Annotated in this window: 17 protein-coding genes; 12 read left to right on the top strand and 5 right to left on the bottom strand. The window is 74.5% G+C overall.

Going from position 1 to position 15,563, the window contains the following annotated elements:
• Window positions 1-40: 40 nt before the first annotated feature.
• Both GTR02_RS12290 and GTR02_RS12295 read right to left on the bottom strand, forming a co-directional pair.
• Window positions 41-322, bottom strand: a complete 282-nt coding sequence (locus tag GTR02_RS12290) for an HU family DNA-binding protein (RefSeq protein WP_166607788.1) — start codon at window positions 320-322, stop codon at window positions 41-43.
• 137 nt (window positions 323-459) lie between these two features.
• Window positions 460-864 (bottom strand): Fur family transcriptional regulator, encoded by a 405-nt coding sequence (locus GTR02_RS12295; protein WP_166607789.1) that lies wholly within the window; start codon window positions 862-864, stop codon window positions 460-462.
• Window positions 865-1,047: 183 nt separating this feature from the next.
• On the opposite strand from GTR02_RS12295, the gene GTR02_RS12300 reads away from it, so the two are divergent.
• The 5 genes from GTR02_RS12300 (at window position 1,048) to GTR02_RS12320 (ending at window position 6,084) form a co-directional block, all read left to right on the top strand.
• Window positions 1,048-2,439: a glycine--tRNA ligase gene (locus GTR02_RS12300; protein ID WP_338073778.1), complete on the top strand. Its 1,392-nt coding sequence runs from the start codon at window positions 1,048-1,050 to the stop codon at window positions 2,437-2,439.
• Between the two features lie 126 nt (window positions 2,440-2,565).
• Window positions 2,566-3,552 (top strand): ABC transporter ATP-binding protein, encoded by a 987-nt coding sequence (locus tag GTR02_RS12305; RefSeq protein WP_166607791.1) that lies wholly within the window; start codon window positions 2,566-2,568, stop codon window positions 3,550-3,552.
• Window positions 3,549-4,313 carry an ABC transporter permease gene (locus GTR02_RS12310; RefSeq protein ID WP_166607792.1) on the top strand — a complete coding sequence of 255 codons (765 nt, stop codon included), beginning with the start codon at window positions 3,549-3,551 and terminating at the stop codon, window positions 4,311-4,313. The genes GTR02_RS12305 and GTR02_RS12310 overlap by 4 nt, the downstream gene beginning before the upstream one ends.
• On the top strand, window positions 4,310-5,479 hold the full coding sequence (locus tag GTR02_RS24450) for a histidine kinase (RefSeq protein ID WP_205709140.1): 1,170 nt from the start codon (window positions 4,310-4,312) through the stop codon (window positions 5,477-5,479). Before GTR02_RS12310 ends, GTR02_RS24450 begins: the two co-directional genes overlap by 4 nt.
• On the top strand, window positions 5,476-6,084 hold the full coding sequence (locus GTR02_RS12320; protein ID WP_166607793.1) for a response regulator: 609 nt from the start codon (window positions 5,476-5,478) through the stop codon (window positions 6,082-6,084). The genes GTR02_RS24450 and GTR02_RS12320 overlap by 4 nt, the downstream gene beginning before the upstream one ends.
• A 15-nt stretch (window positions 6,085-6,099) precedes the next feature.
• On the opposite strand, the gene GTR02_RS12325 is transcribed toward GTR02_RS12320, so the two are convergent.
• Together GTR02_RS12325 and GTR02_RS12330 are read right to left on the bottom strand one after the other, a co-directional pair.
• Window positions 6,100-7,014: a cutinase family protein gene (locus GTR02_RS12325; protein WP_166607794.1), complete on the bottom strand. Its 915-nt coding sequence runs from the start codon at window positions 7,012-7,014 to the stop codon at window positions 6,100-6,102.
• Between the two features lie 139 nt (window positions 7,015-7,153).
• Entirely contained in the window at window positions 7,154-8,152 is a 999-nt protein-coding gene (locus GTR02_RS12330; protein ID WP_166607795.1) for a LacI family DNA-binding transcriptional regulator, read from the bottom strand.
• 331 nt (window positions 8,153-8,483) lie between these two features.
• Between GTR02_RS12330 and GTR02_RS12335 the strand changes: the two genes are divergently transcribed.
• From GTR02_RS12335 to GTR02_RS12365, 7 genes are all read left to right on the top strand, one after another.
• Complete coding sequence (locus tag GTR02_RS12335; RefSeq protein ID WP_166607796.1) at window positions 8,484-9,527, top strand: substrate-binding domain-containing protein; 1,044 nt, start codon at window positions 8,484-8,486, stop codon at window positions 9,525-9,527.
• 65 nt (window positions 9,528-9,592) lie between these two features.
• Window positions 9,593-10,618: an ABC transporter permease gene (locus GTR02_RS12340; protein ID WP_166607797.1), complete on the top strand. Its 1,026-nt coding sequence runs from the start codon at window positions 9,593-9,595 to the stop codon at window positions 10,616-10,618.
• Window positions 10,615-11,394 carry an ATP-binding cassette domain-containing protein gene (locus tag GTR02_RS12345; protein WP_166607798.1) on the top strand — a complete coding sequence of 260 codons (780 nt, stop codon included), beginning with the start codon at window positions 10,615-10,617 and terminating at the stop codon, window positions 11,392-11,394. Before GTR02_RS12340 ends, GTR02_RS12345 begins: the two co-directional genes overlap by 4 nt.
• Entirely contained in the window at window positions 11,391-11,795 is a 405-nt protein-coding gene (locus GTR02_RS12350) for a universal stress protein (RefSeq protein WP_166607799.1), read from the top strand. The genes GTR02_RS12345 and GTR02_RS12350 overlap by 4 nt, the downstream gene beginning before the upstream one ends.
• A gap of 60 nt (window positions 11,796-11,855) precedes the next feature.
• Window positions 11,856-12,359, top strand: a complete 504-nt coding sequence (locus tag GTR02_RS12355) for a hypothetical protein (RefSeq protein WP_166607800.1) — start codon at window positions 11,856-11,858, stop codon at window positions 12,357-12,359.
• Window positions 12,360-12,375: 16 nt separating this feature from the next.
• Window positions 12,376-13,572: a tRNA dihydrouridine synthase DusB gene (gene dusB, locus GTR02_RS12360; RefSeq protein ID WP_338073779.1), complete on the top strand. Its 1,197-nt coding sequence runs from the start codon at window positions 12,376-12,378 to the stop codon at window positions 13,570-13,572.
• On the top strand, window positions 13,565-14,821 hold the full coding sequence (locus GTR02_RS12365) for a deoxyguanosinetriphosphate triphosphohydrolase (protein ID WP_166607802.1): 1,257 nt from the start codon (window positions 13,565-13,567) through the stop codon (window positions 14,819-14,821). Before dusB ends, GTR02_RS12365 begins: the two co-directional genes overlap by 8 nt.
• A gap of 33 nt (window positions 14,822-14,854) precedes the next feature.
• Here the strand turns inward: GTR02_RS12365 and GTR02_RS12370 are convergent.
• A partial coding sequence (locus tag GTR02_RS12370; RefSeq protein WP_166607803.1) for a DUF4190 domain-containing protein occupies window positions 14,855-15,563 on the bottom strand: 709 nt, incomplete at its 5' end.

Genomic DNA, 15,563 nt, shown 5'->3' on the forward strand with positions numbered 1-15,563 from the left:
GGGGTGGCGCGGGGCGGCGGCTGCGGCCCCGCGCCCGGTCTCACTCCTTGCCGCTGGCCGCGGCCTTGAGCTTGGAGCCCGGGGTGAGCTTGGCGCCGTAGGAGGCGGCGATCTCGAGGGTCTCCCCGGTGCGCGGGTTGCGGCCCGTGCGGGCGGCGCGCTCGACGCGCTCCACGGTCATGAGACCGGGCAGGCGGACGTCCTCACCGCGGCCCACGGCGTCGACGAGGACGTCGCCCAGGGCGTTGATGACGGAGTCGGCGTCGGACTGGGTCACGCCGCTGCGCTGCGCGAGGGCGGTGATCAGTTCGGTGCGGTTCACGGTGGTCTCCCGGTGTCGTCAGATGGGCGTGCGCACGGAGATTATCGTCCGTCACTCGCCGTCGCGGCCACGAGCGGTCCGTCACGGCGCGTCGGCCTCGCGGGCGGCGGGCCCGGAGGCGGTGCCCGGAGGCGGTGTCAGGCCTGCTCGGCGGCGCTGCAGGGCGCGCACACGCCGAAGACCTCGACGACGTGCTCGACGGCCGTGAACCCGTGCTCGCTGCCGACCCGGCGGGCCCAGGTCTCCACGGTCGGGCCCTCGACCTCGACGGTGCGCCCGCAGCGGCGGCACACCAGGTGGTGGTGGTGGCCCGTGCTGCAGCGGCGGTAGACCGACTCGCCGTCGTCGGTGCGCAGGACGTCGACGTCACCGTCCTCCGCGAGGGCCTGCAGGGCCCGGTAGACGGTCGCCAGGCCCACGGCCTCGCCGCGCTGGCGCAGCCGGGCGTGCACGTCCTGGGCGGAGAGGAACGAGTCGGCCTCGTCGAGCAGGCCCGAGACCGCCGAGCGCTGCTTGGTGGAACGGCGCTGCACCGCGGTCATGGGGGGTCCTCTCCTCGCGTCGCCGGACGTGGTGTCCCGACGCCCGCGACTCTACGGCACCCCCACCCCTGGAGGGCCCGGCGAGAACCCGGGCCACCGGCCGGCCCGCCGGCGCGTAGCCTCGGTCCCCACTCCGCCGGCCGGCGGAGCCCGCCGCCGACACCCAGCCGGATGGAGCCTCCCGTGGCACAGCAGTCCGCGTCCCGCCTCGACGCCGTCACCAACCTCGCCAAGCGCCGGGGGTTCGTCTTCCCCAGCGGGGAGATCTACGGCGGCACCCGGTCCGCGTGGGACTACGGCCCGCTCGGCGTGGAGCTGAAGGAGAACATCAAGCGCCAGTGGTGGCGCACGATGGTCTCCAGCCGCGACGACGTCGTCGGCCTCGACTCCGCCGTCATCCTGCCCCGCCGCGTGTGGGAGGCCTCGGGCCACGTCGCGGTGTTCACCGACCCGCTGGTCGAGTCGCTCGTGACGCACAAGCGCTACCGCGCCGACCACCTGCTCGAGGCCTACGAGGCCAAGCACGGGCACCCGCCGGAGAACGGCCTCGCCGACGTCGTGGACCCGGACACCGGCCTGCGCGGGCAGTGGACGGAACCCCGCGACTTCTCGGGGCTGATGAAGACGTACCTGGGCGCGCTGGACAACGAGGAGGGGCTGCACTACCTGCGCCCCGAGACGGCCCAGGGCATCTTCGTGAACTTCGCCAACGTCATGGGCAGCGCGCGCAAGAAGCCGCCGTTCGGCATCGGCCAGATCGGCAAGAGCTTCCGCAACGAGATCACGCCCGGCAACTTCATCTTCCGCACCCGCGAGTTCGAGCAGATGGAGATGGAGTTCTTCGTCGAGCCGGGCACCGACGAGGAGTGGCACGAGTACTGGCTCGCCGAGCGGATGCGCTGGTACACCGACCTGGGCGTCGCGGCGGACAACCTGCGCTTCTACGAGCACGCGCCCGAGAAGCTGTCGCACTACTCCAAGCGCACCGTGGACATCGAGTACCGGTTCGGGTTCACGGGCTCGGAGTGGGGCGAGCTCGAGGGCATCGCCAACCGCACCGACTACGACCTCTCGACGCACGCGAAGGAGTCCGGCGTCGACCTGTCGTACTTCGACCAGGCCAAGGGCGAGCGCTGGACGCCCTACGTCATCGAGCCCGCCGCGGGCCTGACCCGCTCCCTCATGGCGTTCCTCGTGGACGCCTACTCCGAGGACGAGGCGCCGAACACCAAGGGCGGCGTGGACAAGCGGACCGTCCTGCGCCTGGACCACCGTCTCGCCCCCGTGAAGGCGGCCGTCTTCCCCTTGTCGCGCAACGAGTCCCTGTCGCCGAAGGCGCGCGACCTCGCCGCGGAGCTGCGCCGGTCCTGGAACGTGGAGTTCGACGACGCCGGCGCGATCGGGCGCCGCTACCGCCGCCACGACGAGGTCGGGACGCCGTTCTGCATCACGGTCGACTTCGACACCCTCGAGGACGAGGCCGTGACGATCCGCTCCCGCGACTCCATGGCCCAGGAGCGGGTCGGGCTCACGCAGGTCACCTCCTGGCTGGGGGCCCGCCTCGTCGGCGCCTGACGTCCACCGCGGCCGGGGTCCGGCGGGCGGCCCCCCGCGGGGGGCCGTCGGCCGTGACATCCGTCATGGCCGCGACGTGACGACGGGGCCACGCCCACGCACCGCCATGCCGACAGGGTCGTCGGCATGGACACCACCTCCAGCGCTCCGTCGTTCACCCCGTCCGTCGAGGTCGTCGCGGCGGGTGCCGCGCCGGCCGTGCACCTGTCCGGACTGACCAAGCACTTCGGCTCCGTGCGCGCCGTCGACGGGCTGGACCTCGTGGTCCAGCCCGGTGAGGTCGTCGCGTTCCTCGGCCCCAACGGGGCCGGGAAGACCTCCACCATCGACGTGCTGCTGGGGCTCTCGCAGCCCACCGGCGGGACCGTCAGCATCTGCGGCACCACCCCGCGCGCGGCCGTCGCGAACGGCTGGGTCTCGGCCGTCATGCAGACCGGCGGCCTCCTCAAGGACCTCACGGTGGGGGAGACCGTGGAACTCACCGCGAGCCTGTTCCCGCGCACCCAGCCCGTCGACGTCGTGCTGCGCCGGGCGGGCATCGCCGACATCGCCGACCGCCGCGTCGCCAAGTGCTCCGGGGGGCAGCAGCAGCGGCTGCGCTTCGCGATGGCGCTGCTGCCCGACCCACGCCTGCTCGTGCTCGACGAGCCCACGACCGGCATGGACGTCGAGGGCCGCCGCGCCTTCTGGGCCGCGATCCGCGACGACGCCGGCCGCGGCCGCACGGTGCTCTTCGCGACCCACTACCTCGAGGAGGCCGACGCCTACGCCGACCGCATCGTCCTCGTCGCGGGCGGGCGCGTCGTCGCCGACGGCACGGCCGCGGAGGTCAAGGCGCTGTCCACGGGGCGCACCGTCCGCGCCACGTGGCCGGGGGTGCGCCCGGAGGACCTGGCCGCGGTGCCGGGTGTGGACGACGTCCAGGTCACGGGCGACACCGTCCTCGTGCGGGCTTCCGACTCCGACGCCGTCGCCCGCTTCCTCCTGACCCGCAGCCCGGCCCGCGACGTCGAGATCACCTCCCGCGGCCTCGAGGACGCGTTCATCGCCCTGACCACCCCCACCACGACCACGGCCACGACCACGACGACGACGACGGAGGACGCGCGATGACCACCACGCTGCAGCGGCCCGCGGGCACCGAGGTGCCGCGCGCCGTGCTGAACCCGACCTACCTGCGGCTGGACGTGCGCCGGGTCCTGCGCAACCGGCGGACCGTGGTGTTCACCCTCGTCATGCCCGTCGCGTTCTACTTCGCCTTCGGCGTCTCGCAGGAGACCGGCGCCGACCGGGCGTACGCGATGCTGAGCTTCGCCGTGTACGGGGCCATGGTCGCCGCCACGAGCGTGGGGGCGTCGGTGGCCGTCGAACGGGCCGGGGGGTGGAGCCGGCAGCTGCGGCTCACCCCGCTGCGACCCGTCACCTACGTCGCGACGAAGGTCGTCGCCGCGGCGGTCGTCGCCGTGGTGCCCGTCGCCGTCCAGCTGCTGCTCGGCGCCGTCACGGGGGCGCGGGCCCCGGTGCGGGCCTGGGTCGTGGGGGGCGTCCTCGCGTGGCTCGGCTCGCTCGTCTTCGCGGCCTTCGGGCTGGCGATGGGGTACCTGCTGCCGTCGGAGAACACCATGCAGGTCCTCGGGCCCGTGCTGGCGCTGTTCGCGATGCTGGGCGGGCTCTTCGTCCCGCTGGACTTCTTCTCCCCGACGCTGCAGACCGTGGCGTCCTTCACCCCGGCCTACGGGGTGGGCGTCCTGGCCCACCACGTCCTGACCGGCAGCGGGGCCGTGCTCGGCGCCGTCGTCAACGTCGTGGCCTGGACGGTCGTGTTCGTCGCGGCGTCCGCGCTGCTGTTCCGCCGCGACACCCAGCGGGTGTGAGCGACGCGGCCGGGGCGGGACGGGAGTTCTGGCAGAGTCCTGCCGTGGCCTCCGCCCCGCCCGTCGCGCCGATGCTGTTCCCGCGCTGGCGCTACGGGTGGGTGTTCGCGGCCGTCTGGCTGCTGTTCCTCGTGGAGCCCTTCGAGGACTCGCTGCGCAACCCCGACCGCGCGCTCGCCGTCCTGGGCACGACGAGCACCGCGGCGTTCGGCGTCGCCTACGTCGTCCTCTGGCGCCGGTGGCAGTACGGCCGCTCCACCGGGACCCTGGGCGCCTCGCGACGCGAGGCGACGGGCGGCATCGCCCTGCTGCTCGTGCTCGCGGCCGCTGTGGAGCCGGCCGCCGGGTCCTCCGCCGCCAACGCCCTGGTCTTCGTCTGCGCCTACGCGGCCTTCGCGGTCTCGCTGCGCGTCGCCGGGGTCGTCGTCGTCCTCGTCACGGTCGGGCTGCTGCTGGCCGCCCGCCTGGTGCCGGGCTGGGAGGGCGTGACGGGCACCGCCGCCGGCACCGTCCTCGCGAGCGTCGCCGTCTACGGCGTCTCCCGCATGATCAGCCGCGGCCGCGAGCTCGCGGTGGCCCAGCAGGACCTGGCCCGCCTCGCCGTGGCCGAGGAGCGCGGCCGGTTCTCGCGCGACCTGCACGACCTGCTCGGGCACTCCCTGACCGTCATCACGCTCAAGGCGGAGCTCGCCGGGCGGCTGCTGGAGCTCGACCCGGCGCGGGCGGCCACCGAGGTGGCCGACGTCGAGCGGCTGGCCCGCACGGCGCTCGCCGACGTCCGGTCCGCGCTCGAGGGGTTCCGGGAGGTGACCGTGGCGACCGAGCTGGCCGCGGCCGGGCAGGCCCTGGCCGCGGCCGGCGTCGAGGCGCACCTGCCGGGGGCCGTCGACGAGGTGGCGGAGGAGACGAGCGAGCTGTTCGGCTGGGTGGTGCGCGAGGGCGTGACCAACGTCGTGCGGCACTCCGGCGCCCGGCACTGCTGGATCGAGCTGACCGCGTCCTCCGTGGCCGTCTGCGACGACGGCACGGGCCCGCGGCCCGGGGCGGGGGACGGGCACGGCATCGGCGGGCTCGCCGACCGCGTGCAGCGCGCGGGCGGGGCCCTCACCGTCGGGCGCTCGGCGCAGGGCGGGTTCCGCCTCGGGGTCAGCCTGGGGCCACCGTGATCCGGTTGCTGCTCGCCGACGACCAGGCGCTCGTGCGGGGGGCGCTCGCCGCGCTCCTGTCCCTCGAACCCGACCTCGAGGTGGTCGCCGAGGTCGACCGCGGCGACCTCGTCGTCGCCGCGGCCCGCGAGCACCGGCCCGACGTCGCGCTCCTGGACATCGAGATGCCCGGGCTCGACGGGATCGCCGCGACGGCCGCGCTGCGCCGCGCCGTCCCCGCGACGCGGGTCTGCATCGTCACGACGTTCGGGCGGCCCGGGTTCCTCCGCCGCGCCATGGAGGCCGGCGCGTCGGGGTTCGTCGTGAAGGACACCCCGGCGCGGGAGCTGGCCGACGCCGTGCGCCGCATCGCGTCCGGCCTGCGCGTCGTCGACCCGGCCCTCGCGGCGGAGAGCCTCGTCAGCGGAGGTTCACCGCTGACGGCCCGCGAGCGCGAGGTCCTCTGCGCCGCGCGGGACGGCGGGACGGCCGCCGACCTGGCGCACGCCCTCGGCCTCAGCGAGGGCACGGTCCGCAACCACCTGTCCGCGGCGATCGGCAAGACGGGTGCCCGCACCCGTGCCGAGGCCGTCCGGCTCGCCGAGGGCCACGGCTGGCTCCTGTGACCCCCGGCGGGCGGCTCAGCAGGCGGAGACGAGCGTCCAGGAGTCGGTCCCGGTCTGGCGCAGCGAGACGATGTTGAACCGGCTCGTGGTGCCGAGGCTGTCGCGCGTGCCGCGGGCGTAGGCGCGGTTGAAGACGCTGACGGCGCGGTCCGCGTCCACCTGGGCCTGGGTGCTGGCCCGGACGCAGGCCGCGGTCGGCGTGGGGGTCGGCGTGGGGGTCGGCGTCGGCGTGGGCGTGGTCCCGCCGCCCGTGCCCGGCGCACCGGAGGCCGTCACCAGGCCGGCGGCGAACTGGGCCCCGGCCGTCGTGGCCCCGTTGCTCGCGTAGCTGGTGTGACCGCCCGTCCCGTTCGCCTGGTAGCGGCCGCAGACGCTGTCGCTGGAGTTGCAGTAGTCGCGGGACTTGGTGGCGAAGTCCGGAGCGGCCTCGGCGATGGTCTGGCGCTGCAGCCCCAGCGGGTTGCCGAACACGACGGCCGCGACGACGCGGCTGCGCAGGGCGGTGGGGATCGGGGTGCCCGAGCCGCCGGTGGCCGTGCGGATGCCGAGGGCGATGTCGGTGACGGTCGCGCCCTGGGAGTAGCCGCCGATCACGAAGCGCGTGCCCGGGCACGCGGCCGCGACGCTGGAGATGTGGTTGCTCATGTCGGTGGCGCCCGCGCCGGCGGTGCTCTGGCTGGCCGCGGCGCCGTAGTTCACGGGGTACACGTTGACGGTGTACCCGCTCAGGCCGCTGGTCAGCGCGGTGGTGAACGGGCGGCCCACGATGCCCAGACCGGCCGGCTCACCGGTGCCGCGGGCGAAGGACACGTCGACGTCGGCGCAGACGGCGGCGTTCGCGGGTGCGGCGGTGACGACCGCGGTGCCGAGACCGGCCGCGACGAGGCTGAGGGCCGTGACGGCTCGCGCGACGAGGGAGGGGGTGCGCATGGGGGGTGTCCGCTCTGCAGGTGGGTTGACGCGCCCCGGTTCTCGATGCGCAGGGAGCACTGTGGGCCCCTGTGCGCGGCCTGACAAGGTGCCGTGACGGCAGACTTCCTCGTGACCTCCGTCACCCTCGCCCTGCGGGTCACGGGCAGCCGCAGGACGTCCGGTGCCGGAAGGCGGGGACGATGCGCTCGCGGCGCGCGGGGAGCCCGGGATCGCCCATCCGCTCCAGCACGAGGCCGACCGCGCGGCGGGCCATCCCGGGCACGTCCTGCGCGATGGTCGTCAGGCGGGGTTCCACGATGTCGGCCCACTCCGGGTCGTCGTAGGCGACGAGCGCGACGTCGGTCGGCACCCGCAGCCCGAGCCGGCGCAGGCCGCGCAGCGCCCCCACCGTCATGGCGTTGTTGCCGACGACGACGGCGGTGGGCCGCTCGGCCCGCGCGAAGGCCTCCTGGACCGCGGCCTGCGCCGCGTCGGCCTCGCTGTGCCCGCGCAGCACGAGCGCCGGGTCCGCCGCGAGGCCCCGCTGCGCGACGACCCGCTCGTAGCCCGCCCGCCGCTCGGTGGTGGAGCTGAGGCCGGCCAGCCCCTCGACGAAGGCGACGCGGCGGTGGCCGAGGTCGGCGAGGTGGTGGGTCAGCAGTGCCGTGGCCTCGGTGTTCTCGGGCGCCACCTGGTCGACGTCGGCGCTCGCGAACCGGTCGAGCAGGACGACCGCGACGCCGTGCGCGGCGAGGAACGGCAGCGCGTGCTCGTCGGCCGCCGCGGACGGGGCCAGCAGGACGCCGTCGACCTGCCGGTCGACCAGCTGCCCCACCGCCCGCAGCTCCTCGCCCGCCTCGTCGTGGGTGTCGGCCAGGACGAGCGTGTACCCCGCCGCGCGGGCCTCGGACTCGATGACCCGCACGAGGTCGGCGAAGTGGGGGTTCGACACGAAGCGGCTCGCGAGGCCGAGCGTGGTGGTGCTGGACGTCGCGAGCGAGCGGGCCAGGGCGTTGGGGCGGTAGCCCGTGGCCGCGATCGCGTCGAGGACCAGCTGCCGGGTGGGGCCGCTCACGTTGCGCGTGCCGTTCAGGACGTGCGAGACCGTCGAGGGGTTCACCCCGGCCAGCCTCGCGACGTCGGCCATCGTCGCCATCGACGTTCTCCTCATCCGCGGTCCGGAGCTGATCGTCACCCGGCGACAAGCGCTTGCGCAACCCCTTGTCACGATCTGGACAAGCGCTTGCCTCACGGTGGGTGACGCGTCTATGGTCGGCGGCACCCGGTCGGGCAGAGCAGCGCGACCGAGGCGCCGGGCACCTCGTCGCGAAGGAGCACCAGCCGTCCGGCTCGCCAGCACGCCGATCTCGCGACGCGCCCGACGATCCGTCAGCCCACGAGCCAGCCCACGAGTCCCGCCGCCACGTCTCGCCCAGGCCGTCGTCCCGGACACGACCGCAGCACGTGAGCTCCCGAGAGGAAACTCCATGAACGTCACCAAGCGCACCGCCCGAACCCTGGCCGCGGCCGCCGTCCTGCTCGCGGTCCCGACCGCGCTCGCCGGGTGCTCCGACACCCAGACCGGTGGCACCACCGGTGGCGGCGAGGGCGAGGCCGTGAAAATCGGCCTGGTCACCAAGACCGACTCGAACCCCTACTTCGTCTCGATGCGCGACGCCGCGACCGCGGCCGCGGAGGCCGGTGGCGCGGAACTCGTCGCGCGGGCCGGTACCGCCGACGGCGACAACGACAGCCAGGTCGCCGCCGTGGAGAACCTCATCGCCGCGGGCGTGAAGGCGATCCTCATCACCCCCAACGACTCCACGGCCATCGTGCCGACCCTGGAGGCCGCGCAGGCGCAGGGCATCTTCGTCGCCGCGCTCGACACCCCGACGGACGGCAACAAGGGCGTCGACGCCACCTGGGCGACCGACAACACCCTGGCCGGGGAGCAGCAGGGCGCGTACGTGAAGGCGGCGCTGGCGGGCAAGCCGCCCGTCCTGGCCATGCTCGACCTGCAGCCCGGCGTCACCGTCGGCGACCAGCGCCACGCCGGTTTCCTCAAGGGCATGGGCCTCACCGACGACAGCCCGGAGATCGCGGGCCGCCAGGACACCAACGGCGACCAGGCCAAGGGCCAGACCGCCATGGAGAACCTGCTGCAGACCAACGGCCAGATCAACGCCGTCTACACGATCAACGAGCCGGCCGCGATCGGCGCCGCGACGGCGCTGTCCAACGCCGGCAGGACCGCCGACGTGGTCGTGGGTTCCATCGACGGCGGCTGCGCGGGCGTCACGGCCGTCAAGAACGGCCAGATCGCGGCGACCGTCATGCAGTTCCCGTCGAAGATGGCCGAGGAGGGCGTCAAGGCCGCCCTGGCGTTCGCGGCCGACGGCACGAAGCCCACGGTCCCCGCGACCGGCTACATCGACACGGGTGTCCAGCTCGTCACCGACAAGCCGCTCGAGGGCCTGCCGAGCGAGGACACCGCCTGGGGCCTGGAGAACTGCTGGGGTTCCGCGTCCTGATCCCCGCGGTGGGGCGGCGCGGCTGAGGCCGTGCCGCCCCACCCCCTCCGACCCGGAAGGTTCCCATGTCCGAATCTGTGCAGACGGCCGGCGCGAAGGCCGCCGGAGTCCCCGACACGTCGGGGACCCGCGCGGTCACCGTCGTGGACCGCGTCTTCCGCAACCCCGTGCTCGGTCCGCTCGCCGCCCTCGTGCTGGCGTGCGTGGTGTTCTCGCTGCTGACGGACAACTTCTTCAGCGTCAACAACTTCTCGCTCATCCTGCAGCAGTCGGTCGTGGTGGGGACGCTGGCCCTGGGCCAGACGATCATCATCCTGACGGGCGGCATCGACCTCGCCAACGGCGCCATCATGGTGCTCGGGACGCTGGTCATCGCGAAGATCGCCGCGGACAGCCTGAACCTGCAGCTGCCCGCGCTCTTCGTGGGGCTCCTCGTGTGCGCGGCGCTGGGCGCGGTCTCGGGTCTGATCGTGTCCCGGCTGGGGTTGCCACCGTTCATCGTGACGCTCGGCCTGCTGACGATCCTGCAGGCCGCCTCGCGGCTGTACACGAAGGAGACGGTGGTCGTCGAGCCCGGTCCGCTGACGTTCCTGTCCAGCGGCACCTACCTGTTCGGCTACTTCCGCATCACCCTCGGCGTCGTCGTCGTGCTGCTCAGCGTCGCCGTCCTGCACTACGCCCTGACCCGCACCGCCTGGGGACGCCACGTCTACGCGGTCGGCAACAACGAGCTCGCCGCCAAGCGCACCGGCATCAACACCAAGCGCGTGCTGATGTCGGTCTACGTCCTGGCCGGCGTCCTCTACGCCCTCGCGGCGCTGCAGGCGTTCGGGCGCAGCCCGGCCACCTCGCCGAACGCGTTCCCGACGGCGAACCTCGACACCATCACCGCCGTCGTCATCGGCGGCACGAGCCTGTTCGGCGGTCGCGGCACCGTCCTGGGCAGCTACCTGGGTGCGCTCATCGTCCTGGTCCTGCAGTCGGGCCTGACCCAGGCGGGCATCGACCCGCTGTACCAGAACATCGTCACGGGCATCCTCGTCATCGCCGCCGTGGCGCTCGACACCGTGACCCGGAAGAAGGCCCGATGAACGACATCGTCCTGGAGGCCCGCGGCATCGTGAAGCGCTACGGCCACGTCACGGCCGTGGCCGGGGCCGACTTCGACCTGCGGGCCGGGGAGATCCTCGCCGTCATCGGCGACAACGGCGCGGGCAAGTCCAGCCTCATCAAGGTGCTCTCGGGCGACGTCGTCCCCGACGCGGGGGAGGTCCTCCTCGACGGGAAGCCGGTGCACTTCAAGAGCCCGCACGACGCGCAGCTCGCCGGCATCGAGACCGTGTACCAGGACCTCGCCATGGCGCCGGCCCTGGACATCGCCACGAACCTGTTCCTGGGCCGCGAGATCCGGCGCAAGGGCCCCCTCGGGTCGGTGCTGCGGATGCTCGACGTGAAGGAGATGCGCGCGCAGTCCCGCCAGCAGATGGACGCGCTGGGCATCACGACGCTGCAGTCGATCACGCAGCCCGTCGACAGCCTCTCGGGCGGCCAGCGGCAGACCGTGGCCGTGGCCCGCGCGGCCGCGTTCGGGCGGCGCGTCGTCATCATGGACGAGCCGACCGCCGCGCTCGGCGTGCGCGAGTCCAAGGGCGTGCTGGACCTCATCCGGCGCATCCGCGACACCGGGATCCCCGTCGTGCTCATCAGCCACGACATGCCCGCGGTGTTCGAGGTGGCCGACCGGATCCACATCCACCGGCTCGGCCGGCGCGCGTGCGTCGTGCGCCCGGGCGACCACGAGATGAACGAGGTCGTCGGGATCATGACGGGCGCGCTGCCGCCGCCCGCCGCGGCGGAGGCGTCGTGACCGTCGTGGTCGGCTACGTGCCCGACCGCACGGGCTTCCTCGCGGTGACCGAGGCGATCCGCCAGGCGCGCTGGCGCGGCTGTTCCGTCGTCGTCGTCAACCTCGTCGACGAGGCGGGGTTCACGCGGCCGACCGCGGCCGACGAGGTCGACATGGACGCGGTCGAGCAGCGCCTCGCGGCCGAGGGCGTCGAGCACCGCGTCGAGCACCGCTCGGCCGGCTCGGGCACGGCCGCCGAGGTCATCCTCGACGTCGCCGAGTCCGCGGGTGCGGAGCTCGTCGTGGTGGGCCTGCACCGCCGCTCACCCGTGCGCAAGGCGCTGCTCGGCAGCACCGCCCAGCGCGTGCTGCTCGACGCGCCCTGCCCCGTGCTCGCGGTCCGCGCCCCGGACGCCGCCTGACGCGGGCGGCGGTCGGGGCAGGCGGTTGACGGATTGGTGCTGCAAGCGTGTAATCAAGTAATGGATGACATCGCAGCCTGGTTCGCCGGCCGTCTGCCGAGCGAGTGGTTCACGGGGGCGCCCGAGGTGACCGTCGACCGCGAGGAGATCGTGGTCGTCGGTCGCCTCGAGGCGCCCGACGTCGCGGCGGGAGCCTCCGAGGGGGCCGCCGCCGCAGCCGCGGCCGGACGCGCGACCCGGTTCCGCGAGGAGACCCGGGAGCAGCGGATCCGCATCGCCCGGGAGGGCGAGGAGCTCTTCGACCGCAAGATCGCCTGGGGCGTCGACTGCGGGGACACCCGCGCGCTCTTCACGACCGTCGCCGTCCCCGTCATGACCCGGCTGCGCCAGCCCGAGCGCCGCACGCTCGACACCCTCGTCGAGGCCGGCATCGCCCGCTCGCGCTCGGAGGCGCTGGCCTGGTCGGTCCGCCTCGTCGCCCAGCACGAGGGCGACTGGATCGAGCAGCTGCGCAGCTCCCTCGTGGCCGTCCGCGAGGCGCGTGCGGCAGGCCCCTCGGTCTGAGCGTCATGATGGGGGGGTGAGCCTCCTCGACACCCCGCAGCACGTCGCCGGGCCCGCGACCCCCGCGCCGGCGGTCGGCCCGCTGCGCATCGGCCCCCACACCTCCACGACCCCCGTGGTGCTCGCCCCCATGGCGGGCATCACCAACTCCGCCTTCCGGCGCCTGTGCCGCGAGCACGGCCAGGGCTTCTACGTCAGCGAGATGGTCACCTCCCGCGCCCTGGTGGAGCGCAGCGCCGAGTCGATGCGCCTGGTCACCTTCGACGCCGACGAGCAGCCCCGCAGCCTGCAGCTCTACGGCGTGGACCCCGTGACGGTCGCGGCCGCGGTGCGGATGGTGGTCGAGGAGGACCTCGCCGACCACGTCGACCTGAACTTCGGCTGCCCCGTGCCCAAGGTCACGCGCAGGGGCGGGGGAGCGGCGCTGCCCTGGAAGGCCGGGCTGTTCCGCTCGATCGTCGCGGGGGCGGTCCGCGAGGCGTCCCGGGCGGGGATCCCCGTCACGGTCAAGATGCGCAAGGGCGTCGACGACGACCACCTGACCTACCTCGACGCGGGCCGCGCGGCCGAGGCCGAGGGCGTCGCCGCCGTCGCGCTGCACGGGCGCACCGCGGCGCAGCACTACTCGGGCCAGGCCGACTGGGAGGCGATCGCCCGTCTGAAGGACGCCGTCACCACCGTCCCCGTGCTGGGCAACGGCGACGTGTGGTCCGCCGAGGACGCGCTGGAGCTGGTGCGGCGCACGGGCTGCGACGGCGTCGTCGTCGGCCGCGGCTGCCTCGGGCGGCCGTGGTTGTTCGCCGACCTCGAGGCGGGTTTCGCCGGGCGCCCGGAGCGCCACCGGCCCGGGCTCGACGTGGTCACCGCGACGATCCGCCGCCACGCCGAACTGCTGTGCGAGCACTTCGGCGACGAGCTGCGCGGCTGCCGCGACGTCCGCAAGCACGTCGCCTGGTACTTCAAGGGCTACGCCGTGGGCGGCGACCTGCGCGCCCGCCTCGCGCTCGTGGACTCCCTCGCGGCCCTGGACGACCTCATCGCCACCATGGACCTCAGCCAGCCGTACCCGGGGGAGGCCGCCGAGGGTTCGCGCGGGCGAGCCGGATCGCCGCAGCGCGTGGCGCTGCCCGAGGGCTGGCTGGAGGACCGGGAGCTGTCGGGCGCGGCCCTCGAGGTCGTGCGCCAGGCGGAGCTGGCCGTCTCCGGTGGCTGAGCCGAACCACCCGGGCTACTCCCCGGAGGACCTTCAGCGCTGGGCGCCGGAACCGCCGAAGGCGCACGGCCGCACCGCGTTCGCGCGCGACCGGGCCCGCGTGCTGCACTCCTCGGCCCTGCGCCGCCTCGCCGCCAAGACCCAGGTCGTCGGGCCCGGGACGGACGACTTCACGCGCAACCGGCTGACGCACTCCCTCGAGGTCGCCCAGGTGGGTCGCGAGCTGGGTGCGGTGCTCGGCTGCGACCCCGACGTCGTGGACACGGCGTGCCTCGCGCACGACCTGGGGCACCCGCCGTTCGGGCACAACGGCGAGCGGGCGCTCGCGCAGATCGCGCGCGACGTCGGCGGGTTCGAGGGCAACGCGCAGACGCTGCGCCTGCTGACCCGGCTGGAACCCAAGACGGTGGCCGACGACGGCCGCCCCGTCGGGCTGAACCTCACGCGGGCGAGCCTCGACGCCGCCACCAAGTACCCGTGGGCGCCCGGGGACGCGCCCCGCCCCACGGCGAAGTTCGGCGCCTACCCCGACGACCTCGAAGTCTTCTCCTGGTTGCGCGACGGCGCGCCCGCGCACCGGCCGTGCGTCGAGGCCCAGGTGATGGACTTCGCCGACGACGTCGCCTACAGCGTCCACGACGTGGAGGACGCGGTCGTCGCGGGCCACGTGCGGCTGCAGTGGCTCGCGCAGCCCGGGACGCGGCAGCGCGTCGCGGCCATCACGCGCGACTGGTACGTGCCCGGCGTCGGCGACGACGAGGTCGCGGACACCCTCGAACGCTTGGCGGCGCTGCCGTTCTGGGCCGCGGAGCGCCCCGGCGAGGTGTTCGGCGGCCGCCGCCACCTCGCGGCGCTGAAGGACATGACGAGCCAGCTCATCGGCCGCTTCGCCGGTGCCGCGCAGGCCGCCACCCGTGCGGCGCACGGCGACGGGCCGATCACCCGCTACGCCGCCGACGTCGTCGTGCCGGCCGGGACGGCGCTCGAGGTCGCGGTCCTCAAGGGTGTCGCGGCGACGTTCGTCATGAGCGCGCAGGAGCGGCAGCCGTTCTACGCCCGCCAGCGGGAACTGCTCAGCGAACTCCTCGAGGCCCTGCTGCGCAGCGCGCCCGAGACCCTCGAACCCCCGTTCGCGGAGGACTTCGCCGCGGCCCCCGACGACGCGGCGAGGCTGCGCGTGCTGGTCGACCAGGTCGCCTCGCTCACCGACGTGTCCGCCGTGGCCTGGCACGCGCGCCTGCGCGCCTGAACCCGCGCCCGGTACGGGCGGACCAACGGCCGATCAGACGGTGGGGCCGGGCAGCGCGGGTGCCTCGAGGGTCCCCTCGCCGAGCGAGCCGGTGAGGGTGCCGTCGCCCACCGCCGTCACGAGGCACTGCACGTCGTGCAGGCCCGCGTCCCAGGTCTCGCGTAGCGGCGCGAAGTAGTCGTAGTCCAGCGTCGCCGTGTCCACGCCCGCGGCGTCCAGGGCCTGCCCGACGGCCGCCGAGCAGCGGGCGTCGGCCGCCGCGTCGACGCCGTCGTCGCCCGGGTAGGTCGTGCCGGGCAGGGGCAGGACGTCGACGACCTCGGCGTCGTGCTCGTCGCCGCAGTCCACGCCGAGGACCGCGTCCTCCGGGTCGTCGGGGCCTGGGTAGTCGAAGCAGTCCCCGGCGACGAGGTCGTCGATGCCGACGGCCGCCGAGCCGGCGCTGCTGGTGCCGGGGGAGGACGCCTCGCGGGCCAGGGCCGTCAGGCCGGTGACCGCACCGACCGCGAACGCCGCGACGAGCACCAGCCCGGCGAGGATCCCGACCGCGCCCAGGACGATGCCGGCCACGGCCATGCCCCGGCCCGCGGCCCCGCTGCGGGCGGTGCGCTGCAGGGCGACGACGCCCAGCGCGAGCGGCACCACGCCGAGGCCGACGATGCCCGTGACCAGGGAGGCGATGGCGAAGCCGTCCGTGGGGCGGGGACCCGGCGGCGCCCAGGGGTCACCGGCCGGCGGGGAG

The organism is Kineococcus siccus, assembly GCF_009906795.1.
GTDB classification, from domain to species: Bacteria; Actinomycetota; Actinomycetes; order Actinomycetales; family Kineococcaceae; genus Kineococcus; species Kineococcus siccus.